The following is a 16,233-nucleotide window of genomic DNA, read 5'->3' as shown; positions in this document are numbered from 1 at the left end:
ATTAGAAAGTTACATTACATCCTAAAGTGAATGATTTAGGAACAGGTTGCGCATAAATATTTCCGAAGGTTTCCGGGTCAAAGTAACCTTTGTAATCAGAACTGATTACGAATAAGTTTCTTGCTTCAACATTAAGTCTGATACTTTGAATGTTTATGTAATCTGTAAATGTCTTTGGGAATGTATATCCTAAACGAACACTGCTTAATCTCATATAACTCATTTCACTGGTCCATGTGTCTAAGTAGTTCATTGTAGGTATTGGATTCCTTGTCGAAAAATATTGGTAAGCCATCCATGAATCTCCTGTACCTGATGTCTTGCTCGTAATTCCAGGTAAGTTAGAAGAGGTATTTGTCGGTGACCATGCATCTAAGATATCTCTGCTGTAATTTTGTCCTCTGTCAACTTGTGTTCCGTTGTATGGAGGAGTTCTTGTAACAGTCTGTTTGATGTTAAAAGAAGCAGCGATGGCAAGATCAAAATTATTTACTCTAAAGGTATTTGTTAAACCTCCTGTAAACTTAGGATCTCTGTCTCCTAAATAAACAAATAAGTCTCTAAATTCAGTCGGCGTTAACTTTGAGTCAGCAAATTCTCCAGGAAAGAAATCTCCCCAAACGTCATATAAACCAAAGAAAGTTTGAGCATTTACAGTTTCTCCTTTTTTGTTTACAAATAACGGATAACCATTTTCGTCAATACCGTTTGTTTTAAAACCAAATACAGCATTTACAGCGTAACCTTCCTGATTTGGTAAGAAACTATTGTCTCTTACAGCCAGACGATCTACGTTACTTTTGTTGTGAGAGAAGTTAATACTTGTATTCCAAGAAAAGTTTGGACGGTCGATATTTCTTGTAGATAAAGTAATCTCGAAACCTTTATTACTTACTTGTGCCCAGTTCATGTTAGTGAACTCAAAACCATTTTCTAACGGAAGTGCTTTCAGACCAATTAAGTCTGTACTTTTTCTTCCATAGACATCAGTTACAATGCTGATACGGTTGTTAAATAAACCAAGGTCCATACCGAAGTTGGTATTTTCTGTTTTTTCCCAACGCAATTTATCATTTGGAGGACTGGTAACATTAATAGTAGGCTCTGCTTGTCCTGGAAGGATAATGGCCGTACTGTTTGTACCTACTACATAAGGAGAAGTGTTTTTGTCAATATTTCCTTGTAAACCATATGAAGCACGAAGTCTTAAGTTAGAAATCGTTAGATTGTCTTTTAAGAAATCTTCTTCAGATACTGCCCATGAAGCAGAAGTTGACCAAAGAGGTAAATATTTGTATTTTGGATCTACACCAAACAAATCAGAACCATCATATCTAACACTTCCAAAGAAGCTGTATTTTCTATTGTAGGTATAAGCAGCCGTTGCAAAGAATGATGCAAAAGCATTCTCGTTTTTAGATTTAGCGTAGGTTCTGTAATCTGATTCTTTAGCCAGACCAGCATTTGGGAAAACAATTTGCTGTGTAGTTAAATTGTTCTCATCAAAACCAAAACCTTTAGTAGCGATCGTTGTGTTGTAATTTCTTCTTAACTCATTACCAACCATTGCTTCAACTTCATGTTTTCCTCCTAAAGTTTTAGCGTAACTCACCATTGTTTTCAGGTTGTACTGAAAAAAGTCTGAGTTGGTGTTTTGGATAACACCACCAACCGGAAGAAAATAAAGTTGATTACCACCACTGAAGTAGCTCGTTTTTTCTTTTAAGTTTCTTGTATAATAAGTGTCTTTACCGGCGAATTTCTCACTAGCGGTATTGTCTAATTGTAAACCTAATTGACTTGTTACTTTTAAATTTTTGGTAAGTTTGTATTCAGCATCAAATAAGGCTTTTAAGGCTCTTGCTTTTAATTCGTAAGAAGTGTTTTCTCTTTCTTCTATGAAATTAAAAGGTACTCGACGATCTGAATATCCTGCAATATCCTGATCGTATTTGTAGCTTCCATCAGCATTGTATGGAGTTAAGTACGGGTTTACGTTTCTGGAGTACGTTGACGGACTTGTAAAAGCGTAAGAATCTGTTAAGTAAGAGGTAGTTATGTTTTGAGAACCAAAAATACTAACACCCACTTTGAATTTGTCTGTTATTTGGTAATTGTTTTTTAAGGTAACGTTGTAACGCTTGAAACCAGTTCCAATAGTAGTTCCTTTTTCATCATAATAACCTAGAGAGAAGTAGTAGTCAGATTTTTCTCCACCACCGGATAAACTTAAACCGTGCTGCGTATTGATAGCAGTTTGGTATAATAAATTACCCCAGTTTGTATTGTTGCCTCTTAAACTGTTGATCGATTGTTGTGTGTTTGGACTCAAAGAAGAGAATCCACCGGCTCTGAAAGCATCTAATTCATTCGATCCGTTAAGGATACGAGCTATATCACCACCGGTGTCTCTATACGTTAAATCTGAACGTCCTGCCATATAAAGTTCTAAATCTACTTTCTCAGAAGAATTCATCAAATTCAATTTAGAAAATTCAGGTCTTTGTGTAATAAAAGTATTGGTATTAAAACTTACCACCATTTTACCGGCTTTACCTTTTTTAGTAGTTACTACAATTACACCATTTGCAGCACGTGCTCCATAAATAGCTGTTGCAGCAGCATCTTTTAATATGGTAATATCTTTAATATCGTCAGGGTTTAAGCCTGCAATAGAATAGTTGTTTAAAACATCAATATTGTCTTTGTCAAAGTTTTTAGGAATATCATTTCCTTCTAATGGTAAGCCATCAAGTACCCATAACGGATCTTGTGCACCACTTAAAGAGGCAGTACCCCTGATTCTGATTTTTGCAGGTGCTCCCGGTGCTCCCGATGGTGTGCTAACAGCAACTCCGGCAATTTGTCCAACTAATAACTGGTCAATACTCGAAACCCCTGTTTGCTGGATAGCAGACATGTCGATTTTTGTAATGGCTGAAGTAAGCTTTCTTTTCTCAATTTTTTGGTATCCTGTTACCACAACTTCTTGAAGTTTTGCAGTCTCAGATTTTAAACTGATTGTGTAATCTTTTTGAGATGGTGATAATTCTAAAGTATAAGAAGTATATCCCATAAAAGTAACTCTCAAGGCAGTAACATTTTTGGCTATTCTTAATTGAAATTTACCATCAAAATCAGAAGTAGTTCCAATTGTTGAAGTTTGAATGATTCCCGCCATAGAAGTTTTGTTGGAAATCGAGTTGTTTTCGACGAAAATAGAAACTCCTGGAATTGGAGATTTATCATTTTCATCGAGTATAATTCCCGTAATGGTTCGGGTTTCCTGCGAGTTTCCTGCGATGGCCAGGAGTAGCAGTAAGGCATGTAAAATTTTTTTCATGTTTTCGGGGGTTATTTATTAAAAGGTTGTGTTACTTAATGCTTTTTCAATTCTTTGTATCAAATCGCTATAATGATTTTGTGTCGATTGATCTCCGGTATTCTTTTTACTTTTTATAAGTTGAAGTACTTTTGCAAGCTCTCCTTTTTTATCAGAAGTGACTTCTGTAACTCTTTTTAAGGATGATTGGTTAATGTTACGGGACATTTTTTCCTCCTGTAGAGAAGTACATAAATGTGGCATGCTTAAGGTTTGTAGTACCTCTATTGTTTTTTTAGGTTCTGTTTTTTCAAATAATTTGTTTGTTGAAACAATCAGCACATCTACATAGTTTTTTTGCGTCATACGTTCCAGAATCGATAATGATTTGTTTAAGATCGTTGGTGCAAAAACCTGTTGGTGTATTTTTCTGAATAACTCATTTACCGTAAAAACTTTTTCTTTGGCTTCGTTACGCTGATACAATTCGTTTTCAGTAATTCTTAGTAAACGATCATCGCTAAACAAATCGTACATAATGCCATATTGCAACTCTCTTGACAAGGTATACGGCGTATATTCGTAAGGTCCCAAAGGAGAATCTTTCAATGGATTTGTTTTATCTAATATTGGATTAAAAAACAACCATTGTGGAATCGTAAGTACATTTTTAACCAAATAATCTGCTGCTCTTTTTTGCATCAAAGCAGGAACTGGAATATAACTTTGTTTGTTATCACCATGTACCGTTACATTTAGATAAACACCACCAATATTGTTTAATACATGACGGTTGTACATTTGCCATTGACCAATAGTTCCGATATATAATTTGGCAGTTTCATAATACGACTGATCTTTATCGTAAGTCCAGTTTAAAATATTATCAACCACACGTTTTAAGTTCTTGATACCATATTCGCTGGCTTTAACAGCATCGTTTCCTAAATCTTCAGATTGAGAACGTGGGTCAATTAAATTTCCTCCATCTTGTTGCTCACCATAAAAATAGATCGGATCGTTTTGGTGTAAAGCGATTAAAGCATTCTGTTTTAACTTTTCGTTCTCGTTGGCAGCATACCATCTGTATCCCCATTCGATAGCATATTTATCATATTCACCGATTTTTGGAGTGATAGCGGTAACATTATCTTCGGGCTGTGCTACGTAATTGTAACGGGCATAGTCCATAATAGAAGGAGCAGTTCCACCCATTTTTGCAGTGAATTCTTTCGAGCGTAACGACTCAACATCATACGCAAAAGAAGAACCCATATTGTGTTTTAGTCCAAAAGTGTGACCTACTTCGTGAGAAGATACAAATCGAATGGCTTCTCCCATATGCTCATCACTAAAAGTATTTCCTCTTGCTTTGGGATCAATTGGTCCGGTTTGTATGCGCATCCAGCTTTGCAAAGAAGTCATTACATTGTGCCACCAGATAATATCAGCTTCAATTATTTCACCACTTCTTGGGTCAACAACTGATGGTCCCATCGCGTTTGATTTTTGCGAAGCAGCATACGTAATAACTGAATAGCGTACATCATCTGCATCAAAATCCAAATCGTCAGCTGTTGGTTCTTTGGCGATGATGGCATTTTTAAATCCAGCTTTTTCAAAAGCAATTTGCCAGTCATGCACTCCGTCAATAATATATTTTCTCCATTGTTTTGGAGTCGATGGATCGATATAATAAACGATTGGCTTTTGTGGTTCAACCAATTCGCCTTTTAAATAACGCTCTTCGTCTTCTTTTTTAGGCTCTAATTTCCAACGGGTAATTAGTTCTTTTTCCAACAATGCCTGTTGAGCGTCGGCAAAATACCAGTGTTTTTCTGAGAAGTATCCAATACGCTCATCAGAAAAGCGTGGTTTCATTGGTACTTTATCCAACAAAACAATATTACTGGTTACGCCAAGCGTTACAGATAATGCAGGGCCACCTTCACTAACAGAAGTAGTTAGCTGCGATTTTACCACCACATTTTTAGGAAATGATTTTAAGTTTTCGATATAAGACAAGTCTGATTTTACAGATCCTCCAAAGCTGATATTGCTCAGAACATCGTTAAAACTTTTCTGTTTACCATCAAAGATTTTATTGACTTTAATGACAACCGAAGTCGAATCATTGTTTTTGGTTTCAATGTCAAAAACTTCGATAATTGATTCAGAAAAATTGTCTTTTACCGAAGCTGTTATGACATCTTCTTTTGGAGAAGTGACTTTAGGAACGTATGACTTTACCCATACCTTCTTTGCAATTGTATCTTTATAAAAGCGAATTACTTTATTTTCATAATTCATTCCTTTGTTTAATCCGGCGTCATTTACTTCAAAAGGAACCTGAGATAATTTGTTTACGACAAGAAATTCTCTTTCGAATAAACTATCCTGGATTTCAAAATAAACATCAGTCTTAACTTGAATGATATTGAATAGTCCCTTTTTTACAGTTCCCTTTTTTACAAGGTCATTGTATTTTTTTTCTTTTTTAGAAGAAGTTGTGTCTTTTGCTGTTTCGGTAGTGTTTTCTTTTTTCTTATTCTTTTGTGAATAAGCAGAAATCGGGCCTAATAAAAATAAAACTAATACACAGATTACTTTTAAATCAAACAGGAGTGCCTTTTCCCTCATTTTGGTGTTAATTTTAGGTTAATTTTTGCTCGAAAATATTTGTTTTTCTAACAAAAAAAAAGGGAAAGGGAGTGAATGGCTTGTTTTTAGGAGTGAATGTCGATTAAAGGCAAAATACATACGAAATTATCCTCTTTTTCTGAGGCTTCAAAATCACTTTTAGCATAGTGATTGTAAATACTCTGGAGGTAATTTAATCCAAACTGAGTACTAGGTTCTACATGTTGTTTTTTCTGCAGATTGTTGGTAATAATAACTTTATCTGCCTTAATAACGATTTTGGTGCGCAACGGAATTTCGTCCGTAGCCATGTTGTGCTTGATGGCATTTTCAACCACAATCTGAAGTGCTAAATAGGGAAGGCTTTTTGTTAAAGCAGCTTCATCTTCTATTTCGATAGAAAATAACAACTCTTCCTTAAAACGGGTTTGTTGCAGGAATATATATTTTTCGATAAATAATAGCTCCTCCTTTAATAGGACAATATTTTTTTCAGGCGGGTCAATTAAGTAACGATAAATACGAGACAGGTTTAAGGTGAATTTCTGTGCCGTTTTTACATCACTGCCAATTAACATATAAAGTGAGTTGAGCGAATTGAATAAAAAATGTGGATTTATCTGCTCCTTCAATTGTTGGAGTTGAATAAGGGCTTTCTCTTTTATTATTTTTTCATTTTCAACCAACAAGGTATTCTTTTCCTTGATTACGATTTCTTTTTCTTTATAAGCCCTTCTGTTGGCATAAGTAAAGAGATAGAAAATAAAAAGAAGCATTATCGTAGTAATCGAATAGATAGAAGTTGCGTATTTTTTTATAGAAGTAACATCTTCATCAATAACATCTTTTGGAAAACTCACACAAATAAACCATTTAGCGCCTTTTATATCCATTTTTTTAGTAAAACGAATGACATCCAGTTTTAAGTATTCGGAAAGAGTAGTACGTTTTACATAATCGCTTTTTTTAGTAAAAATGGTATCAGAGGGCTGAATCGAAGCAATATCATACACATTTTTGCCTATGAAAGAAGTTTCGGGATGATAAATACATTTCCCTTTTTCGTCAAATATAAAAGCGTAATTAGACGTCGTGACATCTATGATCGAAAAATAATCATGCAATAACCTTAAGTTCACGTCGTAACCATAACGAACAATGGTTCCGTCAGGACTAATTGATTTGAAATAAATTCTCCAGGCCCAGTCTTTTCCCTGCGGAACAATGGTGTTTATATGTTGCGCAGATTTATTGGTGGCCGTAAAATCACGAATATCCTTTTTTAAAGCTGCAGAGGTCGTATCATTCTCAAAGTGAATTTGACCGTCATTAATCTGAAACCAATTATTAGTAACCAACGAATCTGTTGCCTGAATTGAACTCAATACTTCAAGATTCGATAACAGATTTTTAGAGCTGCTGATTTTTAGAAGATGTTTAATCTGCATTTCATGTTCCAGAAGCTTCGAAAATTCCATCGTCATGATCTCCTGTTTTTTAACAAAATTCCGACTGGCACTTAATTCATTTGTTTTGTTGGTAAGATCTGTAATCAGGTTACTAATAAAGTACACCGAAATGACGGTAACTAAAATAGAGATCGTGCCGTAAATTAAAAACGCTCGTCTGGAGGTGGTATTGCTAAAACTGAATTTCAAAGAAAATGTATAATTGGTGTATTAATGAAAAAATTAATTTGCGACGGCAAATTGCGAATCGTAGAGGTTTTTGTAATACCCATCTGTTTTGCTAAGCAGTTCCTGATGTGTTCCTTCTTCGACAATGAGACCTTTATCCATTACTACAATTTTGTCCGCATTTACGATAGTCGCCAATCGGTGCGCAATGATAATTGAGGTTCTTCCTTTTGTAATGGTTTCTGTGGCACGCTGAATCAGTTCTTCAGAATACGTATCAATCGATGAAGTGGCTTCATCTAAAATCAAGATACTCGGATTGCTGACATACGAACGTAGAAAAGCGATTAATTGTCGTTGCCCCGACGAAAGCATAACGCCACGCTCTTTAACATCAAAATCGTAATTGTCGGGCAGGCTCATAATAAAATCGTGAACGCCAATTTTTTTGGCCGCATCTAAAACCTGCTCCCGCGTAATTTCTGGATTATGTAAGGTGATGTTGTTGTAAATCGTATCGGCAAATAAAAACACATCTTGTAAAACCACGGCAATTTGTTTTCGCAAGGAAGCCAAAGTGTAGTTTTCAATATTGTGTCCGTCAATGCAAATCGTTCCGCTGTTAATTTCGTAAAAACGATTCAGAAGATTGATAATGGTTGATTTTCCTGCTCCCGTCGATCCTACAATTGCAACAGTCTGCCCTGAGGCAACCGATAAATCAATTCCTTTTATAACTTCTTCTTCCGGGATATAACTAAAACGGACTTCTTTAAATTCAATGCTTCCATTGAAAATAGGAGCCTCAAGCGTTCCGGTATCCTGAATATGGTCTTGTGTATCTATAATGTCAAAAACACGATTGGCAGCAATCATTCCCAATTGCATCTCGTTAAATTTATCCGCAATCTGGCGTAGCGGATTAAACAACATTCCGATAAACATGGTATACGAAAATAAATCCCCAAAAGTGGTAAAATGATCTCCGTTTAAAATTCGGAATCCACCATAAACCACAACCAATCCTAAAGTAATCGAGGAGATAATATCGGCAATCGGAAAGAAGATCGAGTTATATAATATGGTTTTGATCCAGGCAACTTTGTGTTTGTTGTTGATTTCTTTGAAATTTTCGGCTTCGATTCTCTCGCGGTTAAAGAGCTGTACAATCTTCATTCCCGTAACGCGCTCCTGAACAAATGAGTTCATGTTGGCAATCTGCGTACGAACTTCTTCAAAAGCCACCTGCATTTTGCGCTGGAAGATTCTGGTGATGTACACAAGAATTGGCATGGCAACCACTACGATCCAAGTTAATTTCCAGTTCATATAAAACATAAAAATCAATACCACAATCATTTTCATCAGATCACTGATGATCATAAACAATCCCTGACTGAAAATACGGGCGATAGATTCAATATCCGATACAGATCTGGTTACCAATTGTCCCACCGGAACCAAATCAAAATATTTCATTCTGAAACTCAGTATATGTTTGAAGAGTTTGGTTCGAATGTCTTTTACAATATCCTGTCCGAGCCAGTTGGCCCAATAAACAAAATAAAACTGAGAGAAAACTTCCATCAGTAAAACCACTCCCATTAATACGATATACATTAATAAGCCATGTTGGTCATGAGTCTTGATATAGCCGTCGACCGTTTGTTTTAATAAGTAGGGACGCAGTGCTGCAAAAACAGACAACGAAACAGCAAATATAATAACGCCATAGTAGCGCCATTTGTAAGGTTTGGTATATTTTAGAATTCGTTTGAATAAACGGGTATCAAATGCTTTTGCTTTCATTTTATTTTGGAGCTAATTACTTCGCTTGTTTCCTGTTCTTATTTCAGTTTTTTAACTTGAGGATTATTTTTTGATATAATCGTACGTTATATCGGTTAAGTACAATCCGTGTGCGGGAACTGAAAACCCGGCCTTTTCTCTGCTTTTGCTGGCGATAATGTTTTCAAAATCCTGCAGCGAAATTTTATGTAAACCAATATTAATTAAAGTACCTACAATGGAGCGAACCATATTTCTTAAAAAGCGATTCGCAGAAATCGTAAAAACCAATTTGTCGTTTTCCTTTTTCCAATACGCCTCAAAAATCGTGCAATCAAAGGTGTTTACATCAGTATTCACTTTCGAAAAACATTGAAAATCTGTATGGTTCAGTAAAATTTTTGCCGCTTCATTCATCAAAGCTACATCTAAATTTTGATTAAAGTACCAGCTCAATTCTTCCAAAAATGGATTTTTAACAGTGTTGATGCGATATTCGTACGTTCTTTTGGTGGCATCAAAACGACAGTGCGCTTCATCGTGAACCAAAATCAGGTTAAAAATGGCAATGCTTTTAGGTAAATACGAATTGAGTTTATGAACCAGAGTCGGAATGTCAATTGGAGTTTCAAAATCAAAATGAGCATACATTTCCTGAGCATGAACACCACTATCCGTGCGTCCGGCTCCCATAACATTTATGGTCGAATTTAGCAAAACAGAAAGTGCTTTGTTTAAAGTCTCCTGTACAGAAGAGGCGTTTGGCTGAATTTGCCAGCCGTGATAAGGTGTTCCGTTATAGGCGAATTGAATAAAATATCTCAAAGTAAAGGTTCATAGGTTTTGAGGTACAAAGGTACAAAGGTTTTTTTTAAAAGTGGTACAGGTTCGTTTCGTACGCATTTATAAATCGTAGAGACGCACTGCTGTGCGTCTCAACAATGCGGTGATGAATAAGTAGAGACGCACGTAGAGACGCACAGCAGTGCGTCTCAACCATTATTAAAAATTAGAACGAATCAAAGACGCAATGCAATGGTGATTAAAGACGCTATGCGATAACGATTAAAGACGCACTGCTGTGTGTCTCTACGGAAAAACCTTTGTACCTTTGCGCCTCTGAACCTTCTTTTACCTTAATAAAAATTGAAAAAAATCCTCCTTCTTTCCGATACGCACAGTCATATTGATGACGTTATTTTAAAATATGTAGCACAGGCTGATGAAGTTTGGCATGCCGGAGATATTGGAGATCTGAATGTTACCGATACAATAAAAAAGCTGAAACCGTTGCGTTGTGTTTATGGAAACATAGACGATGCTAAGGCAAGATTGGAATTTCCGCTGCACAATCGTTTTATGTGTGAAAATGTTTCCGTCTGGATTACGCATATTGGAGGATATCCGGGAAAATACAATCCAAATATCAGAGAAGAAATGACATTAAATCCGCCGAAGTTGTTTATTTGCGGTCACTCTCATATTCTGAAAGTGATGTTTGATAAAAAGAACAATTTGCTGCACATGAATCCCGGTGCTGCGGGAAAAAGTGGCTTTCACCAAATGCGAACGATGCTGCGATTTGTAATTGATGGTGATAAGATAAAAGATTTGGAGATTGTAGAAATCGGTAAAAAATAAAGGGTTACTAAATTGGAACTTCTATTTTTACCGTCGTGCCTGTAACTTCATTTTTTTTAGAAGTAATATTGAAATTTCCTTTCAGTTTTTTAATTCGCGCTCTGATTCGGTTAAGGCCAAAACCTTCTGTTTCGTTTAGCTTTCCAATGGTAAACCCTTTTCCGTTATCCTGAATAGTGATTATGAGTCGATTGTTTTTTTCGTGCAGAACGATTTCAGCTTTTGATGCGTTGCTATGTTTTATAATATTGTTAAGTAGTTCTGATACAATAAAATAAATGTTCATTTCGAATTTTTCAAGATACCTTTTTTTGGTAGGAATTGAACTTGAAAACTGAAAATGAAGGTTTGAATTCGAGTTTTTCTCGCATAAATCTTCCAAAGCATACAGTAGACCAAAACGAACTAAAAGCACAGGTATTAATTCATGAGAAATATCGCGTAGACGATCGTGAACTTCTTCCAGAATCGCTTTGGCTTTAGTGATTTCGTCTGATTGAATATTGTTTTGAGCCGTAAATGTATTGAGATGCAAACCAACAGAAGAAAGCAAGGAATTGATGTCATCGTGCAGAAAGGAAGCTATTTTTTTTCGTCCGATTTCCTGACTGTCAATAGCGGCGTTGATTATGTTAAGCTGTATTTTTTGCTTGATGTCTTTTTGTTTGTTTTTTCGTTTTAGCTGGTTGTTTTGGTAGTAGAAATAGAATAAAATTAATACCATGATCACCAGAATAAATACTAAACTGACTGTGTTTTTATTCACGGTGGGATGTGATTGAAGTGGGGAACTCTTTGTGATTTTTTCAGTAATTCCAGTCTCCTTCAAGGGTTTATTAAGCTGACTAGTAGGAGTGTTTGAACTAAAGGTCCAAAGAAGAAAAAAGAGTAGAAGCGTCCTGAAAACTGACATACAAGAATGTACTTAGGGTTTTATTAAATTGTTTTTTAAAGCATATTTTACAAGGCCGATCACGTTTTTCATTTTTAACTTTTTCATGATGTTTTTTCGATGCGTTTCAACGGTATTGAGACTTATAAAAAGTTCTTCGCTTATTTCTTTACCACTGTATTCCAATGAGATCAGAGTAATGATCTCCAGTTCTCTCGGGCTTAGTATTTGGTTTTCTTCAAAAGAGTTTTTGTTCAATTTTGGATTGTTCCGGGTAAAGCTGGCAAAGATTTTTTCTCTTACGTGATCATCAAAATATTCCTGATCAGCGTTGACGACTTTAATGGCTTCAATAATATTTTCTCCGGCGCTTTTTTTTGTGAGATAACCTTTTGCGCCCAGTTTCATTACTTCTTTTACGATTTTTAAATCGTCGTAACTGGAAAGAATAATGACTTTACAAGGGAAACTTTTTCGGCTGAATTCCTTTAATACTTCAATTCCATCCATATTTGGCATACTGATATCCAGTAATAAAATTGCAGCATTATTTTTTATAACGTCTTCATATATAGTAGTTCCGTCCAGTGAGCTGCCTACCACTTCAAAGTCATGGACAGTATGTAATAAATTGCTTAGACCGTCTATGAGTACCTGATGATCATCGGCAAGATGTATTCTTATTTTTTGTGTCATTGGTGCTTTTTGAATCAGGGAAACTCAAATTTATGAAAAATAACTTACAATGAGCATTTTCTTGGGTATTTTGGCAGGGCAGGTGGGACAGACTGAAACTGGATCAAGACATATTGTTGTGGAGGGACAAATATCTTGTAGTTCCGTAATTTCGAATCAAGTTAAAAAATTGTGGAATAATTTTTAGAAATTTCTTTTGTTAGAAGTAGCAGATCTTATACTTTTTCGCCACAGCTTTTTAAGTACCTAATTTTCCAACTTCTCGCTTTGACGATCTCGCCAAGCCGCTAAGTTTTTTTTTTTTTTCTATTTTTAAGTTCCATCTTTCAGTTCTCTACTTTCTCGCTTTGTATTTCTAAAAATGTTATAGAGTCTCAAAGTTTTTTTCTGTTTTTTCATTAAAACTTTGCGATTTTGCGACTCTGCGAGATTTTTACTTCCCCACAACTTTTGGACTTGATCCCTGAAACTTTTAGACACAAAAAAACCCGGATCATAAAATCCGGGTTTTTTCACACAAATAAATTAAGTTTATAGGTTTACCTCAAACGATCTACAGATTTTACAAGATCTTCATCCTTTTTGATGGCCTTATTAGCTAAAACTAATAACACGATAGCAACAATCGGTAGAAACATCCCAATACCTTTCTCAGAAACTTGTAAAGTTTCTCCAGATAAATTTAGTGATCGATATACAAATAATCCTAATAAAATTAAGTTTAATATTATATTCAGTCTGCCCATTACAAACTGGTTTTGTCTTTTTTTGTATGAAATAATACTTACAATCGTAAGCATTGTGCTTAGACCTAATACTACGGTGTAAATCTGGTCTTGCATAAAATAGAATGCTTTTCCGTTGTTTAATGTCCAAAGCGGAACAAAAAATAGTAGTACCCCCGTTACGATAAAGGTAAGAATTAAATATATAGTTTGAATTCGTTGTATCATGGTCTAAAATTGTTTTACAAAAATATATTTTCTTTTTTATAAATACTATTGTATGATAAAATTTTATTCGTATTATTGCATTATAATACCGTAAGCACTTCATACTGCGGTCAATTCAAAACAATTATCTACCTATTCTTTTTACAGTATTTCCGTTAAAATAATTAAATTCATAGAACATTCATGTTTGATATTTCTGCATTAAAAGAAATGAAGCTTGCTGAGCTTCAAGAAATAGCTAAGTTAGCTAAAACTATAAAGTTTAATGGCGTTAAAAAAGAGACTTTAATCAGTCAGATTTTAGCGCACCAAGAAGCGACTGTAGCGCCGCCAGCTAACACTGTGGCCGATGCGGAAATAGTGGATGACAAACCTAAAAGAGCAAGAATTGTTCCGGTCAAAAAAGCGCCGATTAGTAAAAACGCGTCAGCGAGCAAAAATGCACCGGTTCTGGAATTTGATAAAGTAGAGGAAGCCCCTGTGATAGCAGCAACTCCGGAGGTTCCAACTGAGACTCCAAAAGAAGAAGAGGCTGCAGAGAATAAAGTTGTAGAGAAAAAAGGCCCTAAAATTGTAAAATTTAATAAGTCAGCTTACGAAAAAAAGGTCGCTCAGCAAAAAGAAAAAGAAGCAGCAAAAGAATTTGTCAACGAGGAAGTTAATGAAAATAGTGATGCTTCGGCTCCAATAGCAGAAAGAACGGAAACTCCCGCTCCGACAACTGAAAAAGCAGAAACGGCTGCTCCGACAAAAAAAATAAATCCGAATCAGACTAAAAACCAGAATCCGAATCAAAATCAAAACCCGAATCAGAATCCAAATCAAAACGGGAACGGAAATGGTAACAGTACGAATCAGAATCCAAATCATAAAAATAAAAAGAATAATTTCAGAGATTCAGATTTTGAATTTGACGGAATTATAGAAAGTGAAGGTGTTCTTGAGATGATGCCAGACGGATATGGTTTCTTACGTTCATCAGATTATAATTATTTAGCGTCTCCGGATGATATTTATTTATCAACTTCACAAATCAGATTATTCGGTTTAAAAACCGGTGATACCGTAAAAGGGGTGGTTCGCCCACCAAAAGAAGGCGAGAAATTTTTCCCTTTAGTTCGTGTACTAAAAATTAATGGTCACGATCCGCAAGTAGTTCGCGACAGAGTTTCTTTCGAACACTTAACTCCGGTTTTTCCTTCAGAAAAATTCAAATTAGCCGAAAAAGGCAGTTCCGTTTCAACCCGTATTATCGATTTGTTTTCTCCAATTGGAAAAGGGCAACGTGGTATGATCGTAGCTCAGCCGAAAACCGGTAAAACAATGTTACTAAAAGACATTGCCAATGCAATTGCAGCCAACCACCCTGAAGTTTATTTGATCGTTCTTCTTATTGACGAACGTCCTGAGGAGGTTACTGACATGCAACGTAGTGTTCGTGGAGAAGTAATCGCTTCGACTTTTGACAGAGAGCCACAAGAACACGTAAAAATTGCCAATATTGTACTTGAAAAAGCAAAACGTTTGGTAGAATGTGGCCATGATGTGGTTATTTTATTAGACTCTATTACGCGTTTGGCAAGAGCGTACAATACGGTTCAGCCTGCTTCAGGAAAAGTTTTAAGTGGTGGTGTTGATGCGAATGCATTGCAAAAACCAAAACGTTTCTTTGGTGCGGCCAGAAATGTAGAAAACGGAGGTTCATTAAGTATCATCGCCACTGCATTGACAGAAACAGGTTCTAAAATGGATGAGGTAATCTTTGAAGAATTTAAAGGAACAGGTAATATGGAGTTACAATTGGATCGTAAAATTGCGAACAAACGTATTTTCCCTGCTATCGATTTAACGTCTTCAAGTACACGTCGTGATGATTTATTATTAGACGAAAAAACACTGCAAAGAATGTGGATCATGCGTAAATATCTATCAGATATGAACCCGGTTGAGTCTATGGATTTTGTAAACGACCGTTTCAAAAAAACCAGAAATAACGAAGAGTTTTTGATTTCTATGAATGACTAAGGAGGAAGGTTCTGAGCTGCTAAGGTTCTGAGTTTTTTAACTTGATATTTATTGAATAAAATATATAAAAAAGAGGAGTTTTTAGCTCCTCTTTTTTTGTTTTCTGGTTTATGTTTATAGGGAAGGGTAAAGGGATGAAGTCTTAAAGTTATGGAGAAGTAAAAAAGAGGCAAGTAAATCTTGTGCAATTGTTTCTTTGAGTCTCGTGAAAGCGAAATGCTAAATTAGGAGGTATCATGTTTTTTAAACTTATTATTTTTGCTTGGTTCTGTGTTATTTAGTAGGAGGGAGTAATTTCAAGTTTCAAGTTTCAGGTTTCAAGTTTCAGGTTCCGAGTGGCTGAGCTTTATAGATTTTGTCTGATAGTGTCATTTCGAAGAATGAGAAATCGCATCCAATATTCCATACAGTGTGTGCTCAGCTTGTGTGATTTTTCATTCTTCGAAATGACAAATGGAGTGCGTCCAGCTCTTAGGATTAGTTTTTTTATTTGTCATTTTCATTTCGAGGCACTAATAGTTCTCTTTTATTTCTTCGCAATTTTTAGATTTGATTACTGAAAGGTTTAAAGTGGCAGAGGTTTTTAAATTTGATTTAATATTTACAGAATAAAATATATAAAAAAAGAGGAGTTTTTAG

General features: G+C 35.5%; 10 protein-coding genes. 2 read left to right on the top strand and 8 right to left on the bottom strand.

Annotated elements, in window-relative coordinates:
- Nucleotide 1: 1 nt before the first annotated feature.
- The 5 genes from AB674_RS02505 to truA all read right to left on the bottom strand — a co-directional run bounded on the left by AB674_RS02505 (nt 2) and on the right by truA (nt 10,212).
- Nucleotides 2–3,343, bottom strand: a complete 3,342-nt coding sequence (locus tag AB674_RS02505; RefSeq protein ID WP_047773558.1) for a SusC/RagA family TonB-linked outer membrane protein — start codon at nt 3,341–3,343, stop codon at nt 2–4.
- Nucleotides 3,344–3,361: 18 nt separating this feature from the next.
- Nucleotides 3,362–5,962, bottom strand: coding sequence for a zinc-dependent metalloprotease (locus AB674_RS02500; RefSeq protein WP_053004182.1), 2,601 nt, complete (start codon nt 5,960–5,962; stop codon nt 3,362–3,364).
- Nucleotides 5,963–6,048: 86 nt separating this feature from the next.
- On the bottom strand, nt 6,049–7,620 hold the full coding sequence (locus AB674_RS02495) for a histidine kinase (RefSeq protein ID WP_053004181.1): 1,572 nt from the start codon (nt 7,618–7,620) through the stop codon (nt 6,049–6,051).
- A 33-nt stretch (nt 7,621–7,653) separates the two neighbouring features.
- Complete coding sequence (locus AB674_RS02490; protein WP_047773556.1) at nt 7,654–9,408, bottom strand: ABC transporter ATP-binding protein; 1,755 nt, start codon at nt 9,406–9,408, stop codon at nt 7,654–7,656.
- A 63-nt stretch (nt 9,409–9,471) separates the two neighbouring features.
- Nucleotides 9,472–10,212 (bottom strand): tRNA pseudouridine(38-40) synthase TruA, encoded by a 741-nt coding sequence (truA, locus tag AB674_RS02485; protein WP_047773555.1) that lies wholly within the window; start codon nt 10,210–10,212, stop codon nt 9,472–9,474.
- Between the two features lie 321 nt (nt 10,213–10,533).
- On the opposite strand from truA, the gene AB674_RS02480 reads away from it, so the two are divergent.
- Nucleotides 10,534–11,028, top strand: a complete 495-nt coding sequence (locus AB674_RS02480; protein ID WP_047773553.1) for a metallophosphoesterase family protein — start codon at nt 10,534–10,536, stop codon at nt 11,026–11,028.
- Between the two features lie 7 nt (nt 11,029–11,035).
- On the opposite strand, the gene AB674_RS02475 is transcribed toward AB674_RS02480, so the two are convergent.
- From AB674_RS02475 to AB674_RS02460, 3 genes are all read right to left on the bottom strand, one after another.
- Nucleotides 11,036–11,794: a sensor histidine kinase gene (locus AB674_RS02475; RefSeq protein ID WP_240478061.1), complete on the bottom strand. Its 759-nt coding sequence runs from the start codon at nt 11,792–11,794 to the stop codon at nt 11,036–11,038.
- A gap of 159 nt (nt 11,795–11,953) precedes the next feature.
- Nucleotides 11,954–12,616 carry a response regulator gene (locus AB674_RS02470; protein WP_047773550.1) on the bottom strand — a complete coding sequence of 221 codons (663 nt, stop codon included), beginning with the start codon at nt 12,614–12,616 and terminating at the stop codon, nt 11,954–11,956.
- 539 nt (nt 12,617–13,155) lie between these two features.
- Entirely contained in the window at nt 13,156–13,569 is a 414-nt protein-coding gene (locus AB674_RS02460) for a DUF4293 domain-containing protein (RefSeq protein WP_047773546.1), read from the bottom strand.
- 183 nt (nt 13,570–13,752) lie between these two features.
- Here AB674_RS02460 and rho point away from each other — a divergent pair, with 183 nt between their 5' ends.
- Nucleotides 13,753–15,594: a transcription termination factor Rho gene (gene rho, locus AB674_RS02455; RefSeq protein WP_047773544.1), complete on the top strand. Its 1,842-nt coding sequence runs from the start codon at nt 13,753–13,755 to the stop codon at nt 15,592–15,594.
- The last annotated feature ends 639 nt before the right edge of the window (nt 15,595–16,233 follow it).

Source organism: Flavobacterium sp. ABG (genome assembly GCF_001027725.1).
In the GTDB taxonomy this organism is placed as follows: Bacteria; Bacteroidota; Bacteroidia; order Flavobacteriales; family Flavobacteriaceae; genus Flavobacterium; species Flavobacterium cupriresistens.
This window is presented reverse-complemented; position numbering and strand designations above follow the sequence as displayed.

Coding starts and splice junctions, on each gene's coding strand:
- AB674_RS02505 (WP_047773558.1), bottom strand. CDS start 3,343: ATGAAAAAAATTTTACATGCCTTACTGCTACTCCTGGCCATCGCAGGA.
- AB674_RS02500 (WP_053004182.1), bottom strand. CDS start 5,962: ATGAGGGAAAAGGCACTCCTGTTTGATTTAAAAGTAATCTGTGTATTA.
- AB674_RS02490 (WP_047773556.1), bottom strand. CDS start 9,408: ATGAAAGCAAAAGCATTTGATACCCGTTTATTCAAACGAATTCTAAAA.
- AB674_RS02470 (WP_047773550.1), bottom strand. CDS start 12,616: ATGACACAAAAAATAAGAATACATCTTGCCGATGATCATCAGGTACTC.
- AB674_RS02460 (WP_047773546.1), bottom strand. CDS start 13,569: ATGATACAACGAATTCAAACTATATATTTAATTCTTACCTTTATCGTA.
- rho (WP_047773544.1), top strand. CDS start 13,753: ATGTTTGATATTTCTGCATTAAAAGAAATGAAGCTTGCTGAGCTTCAA.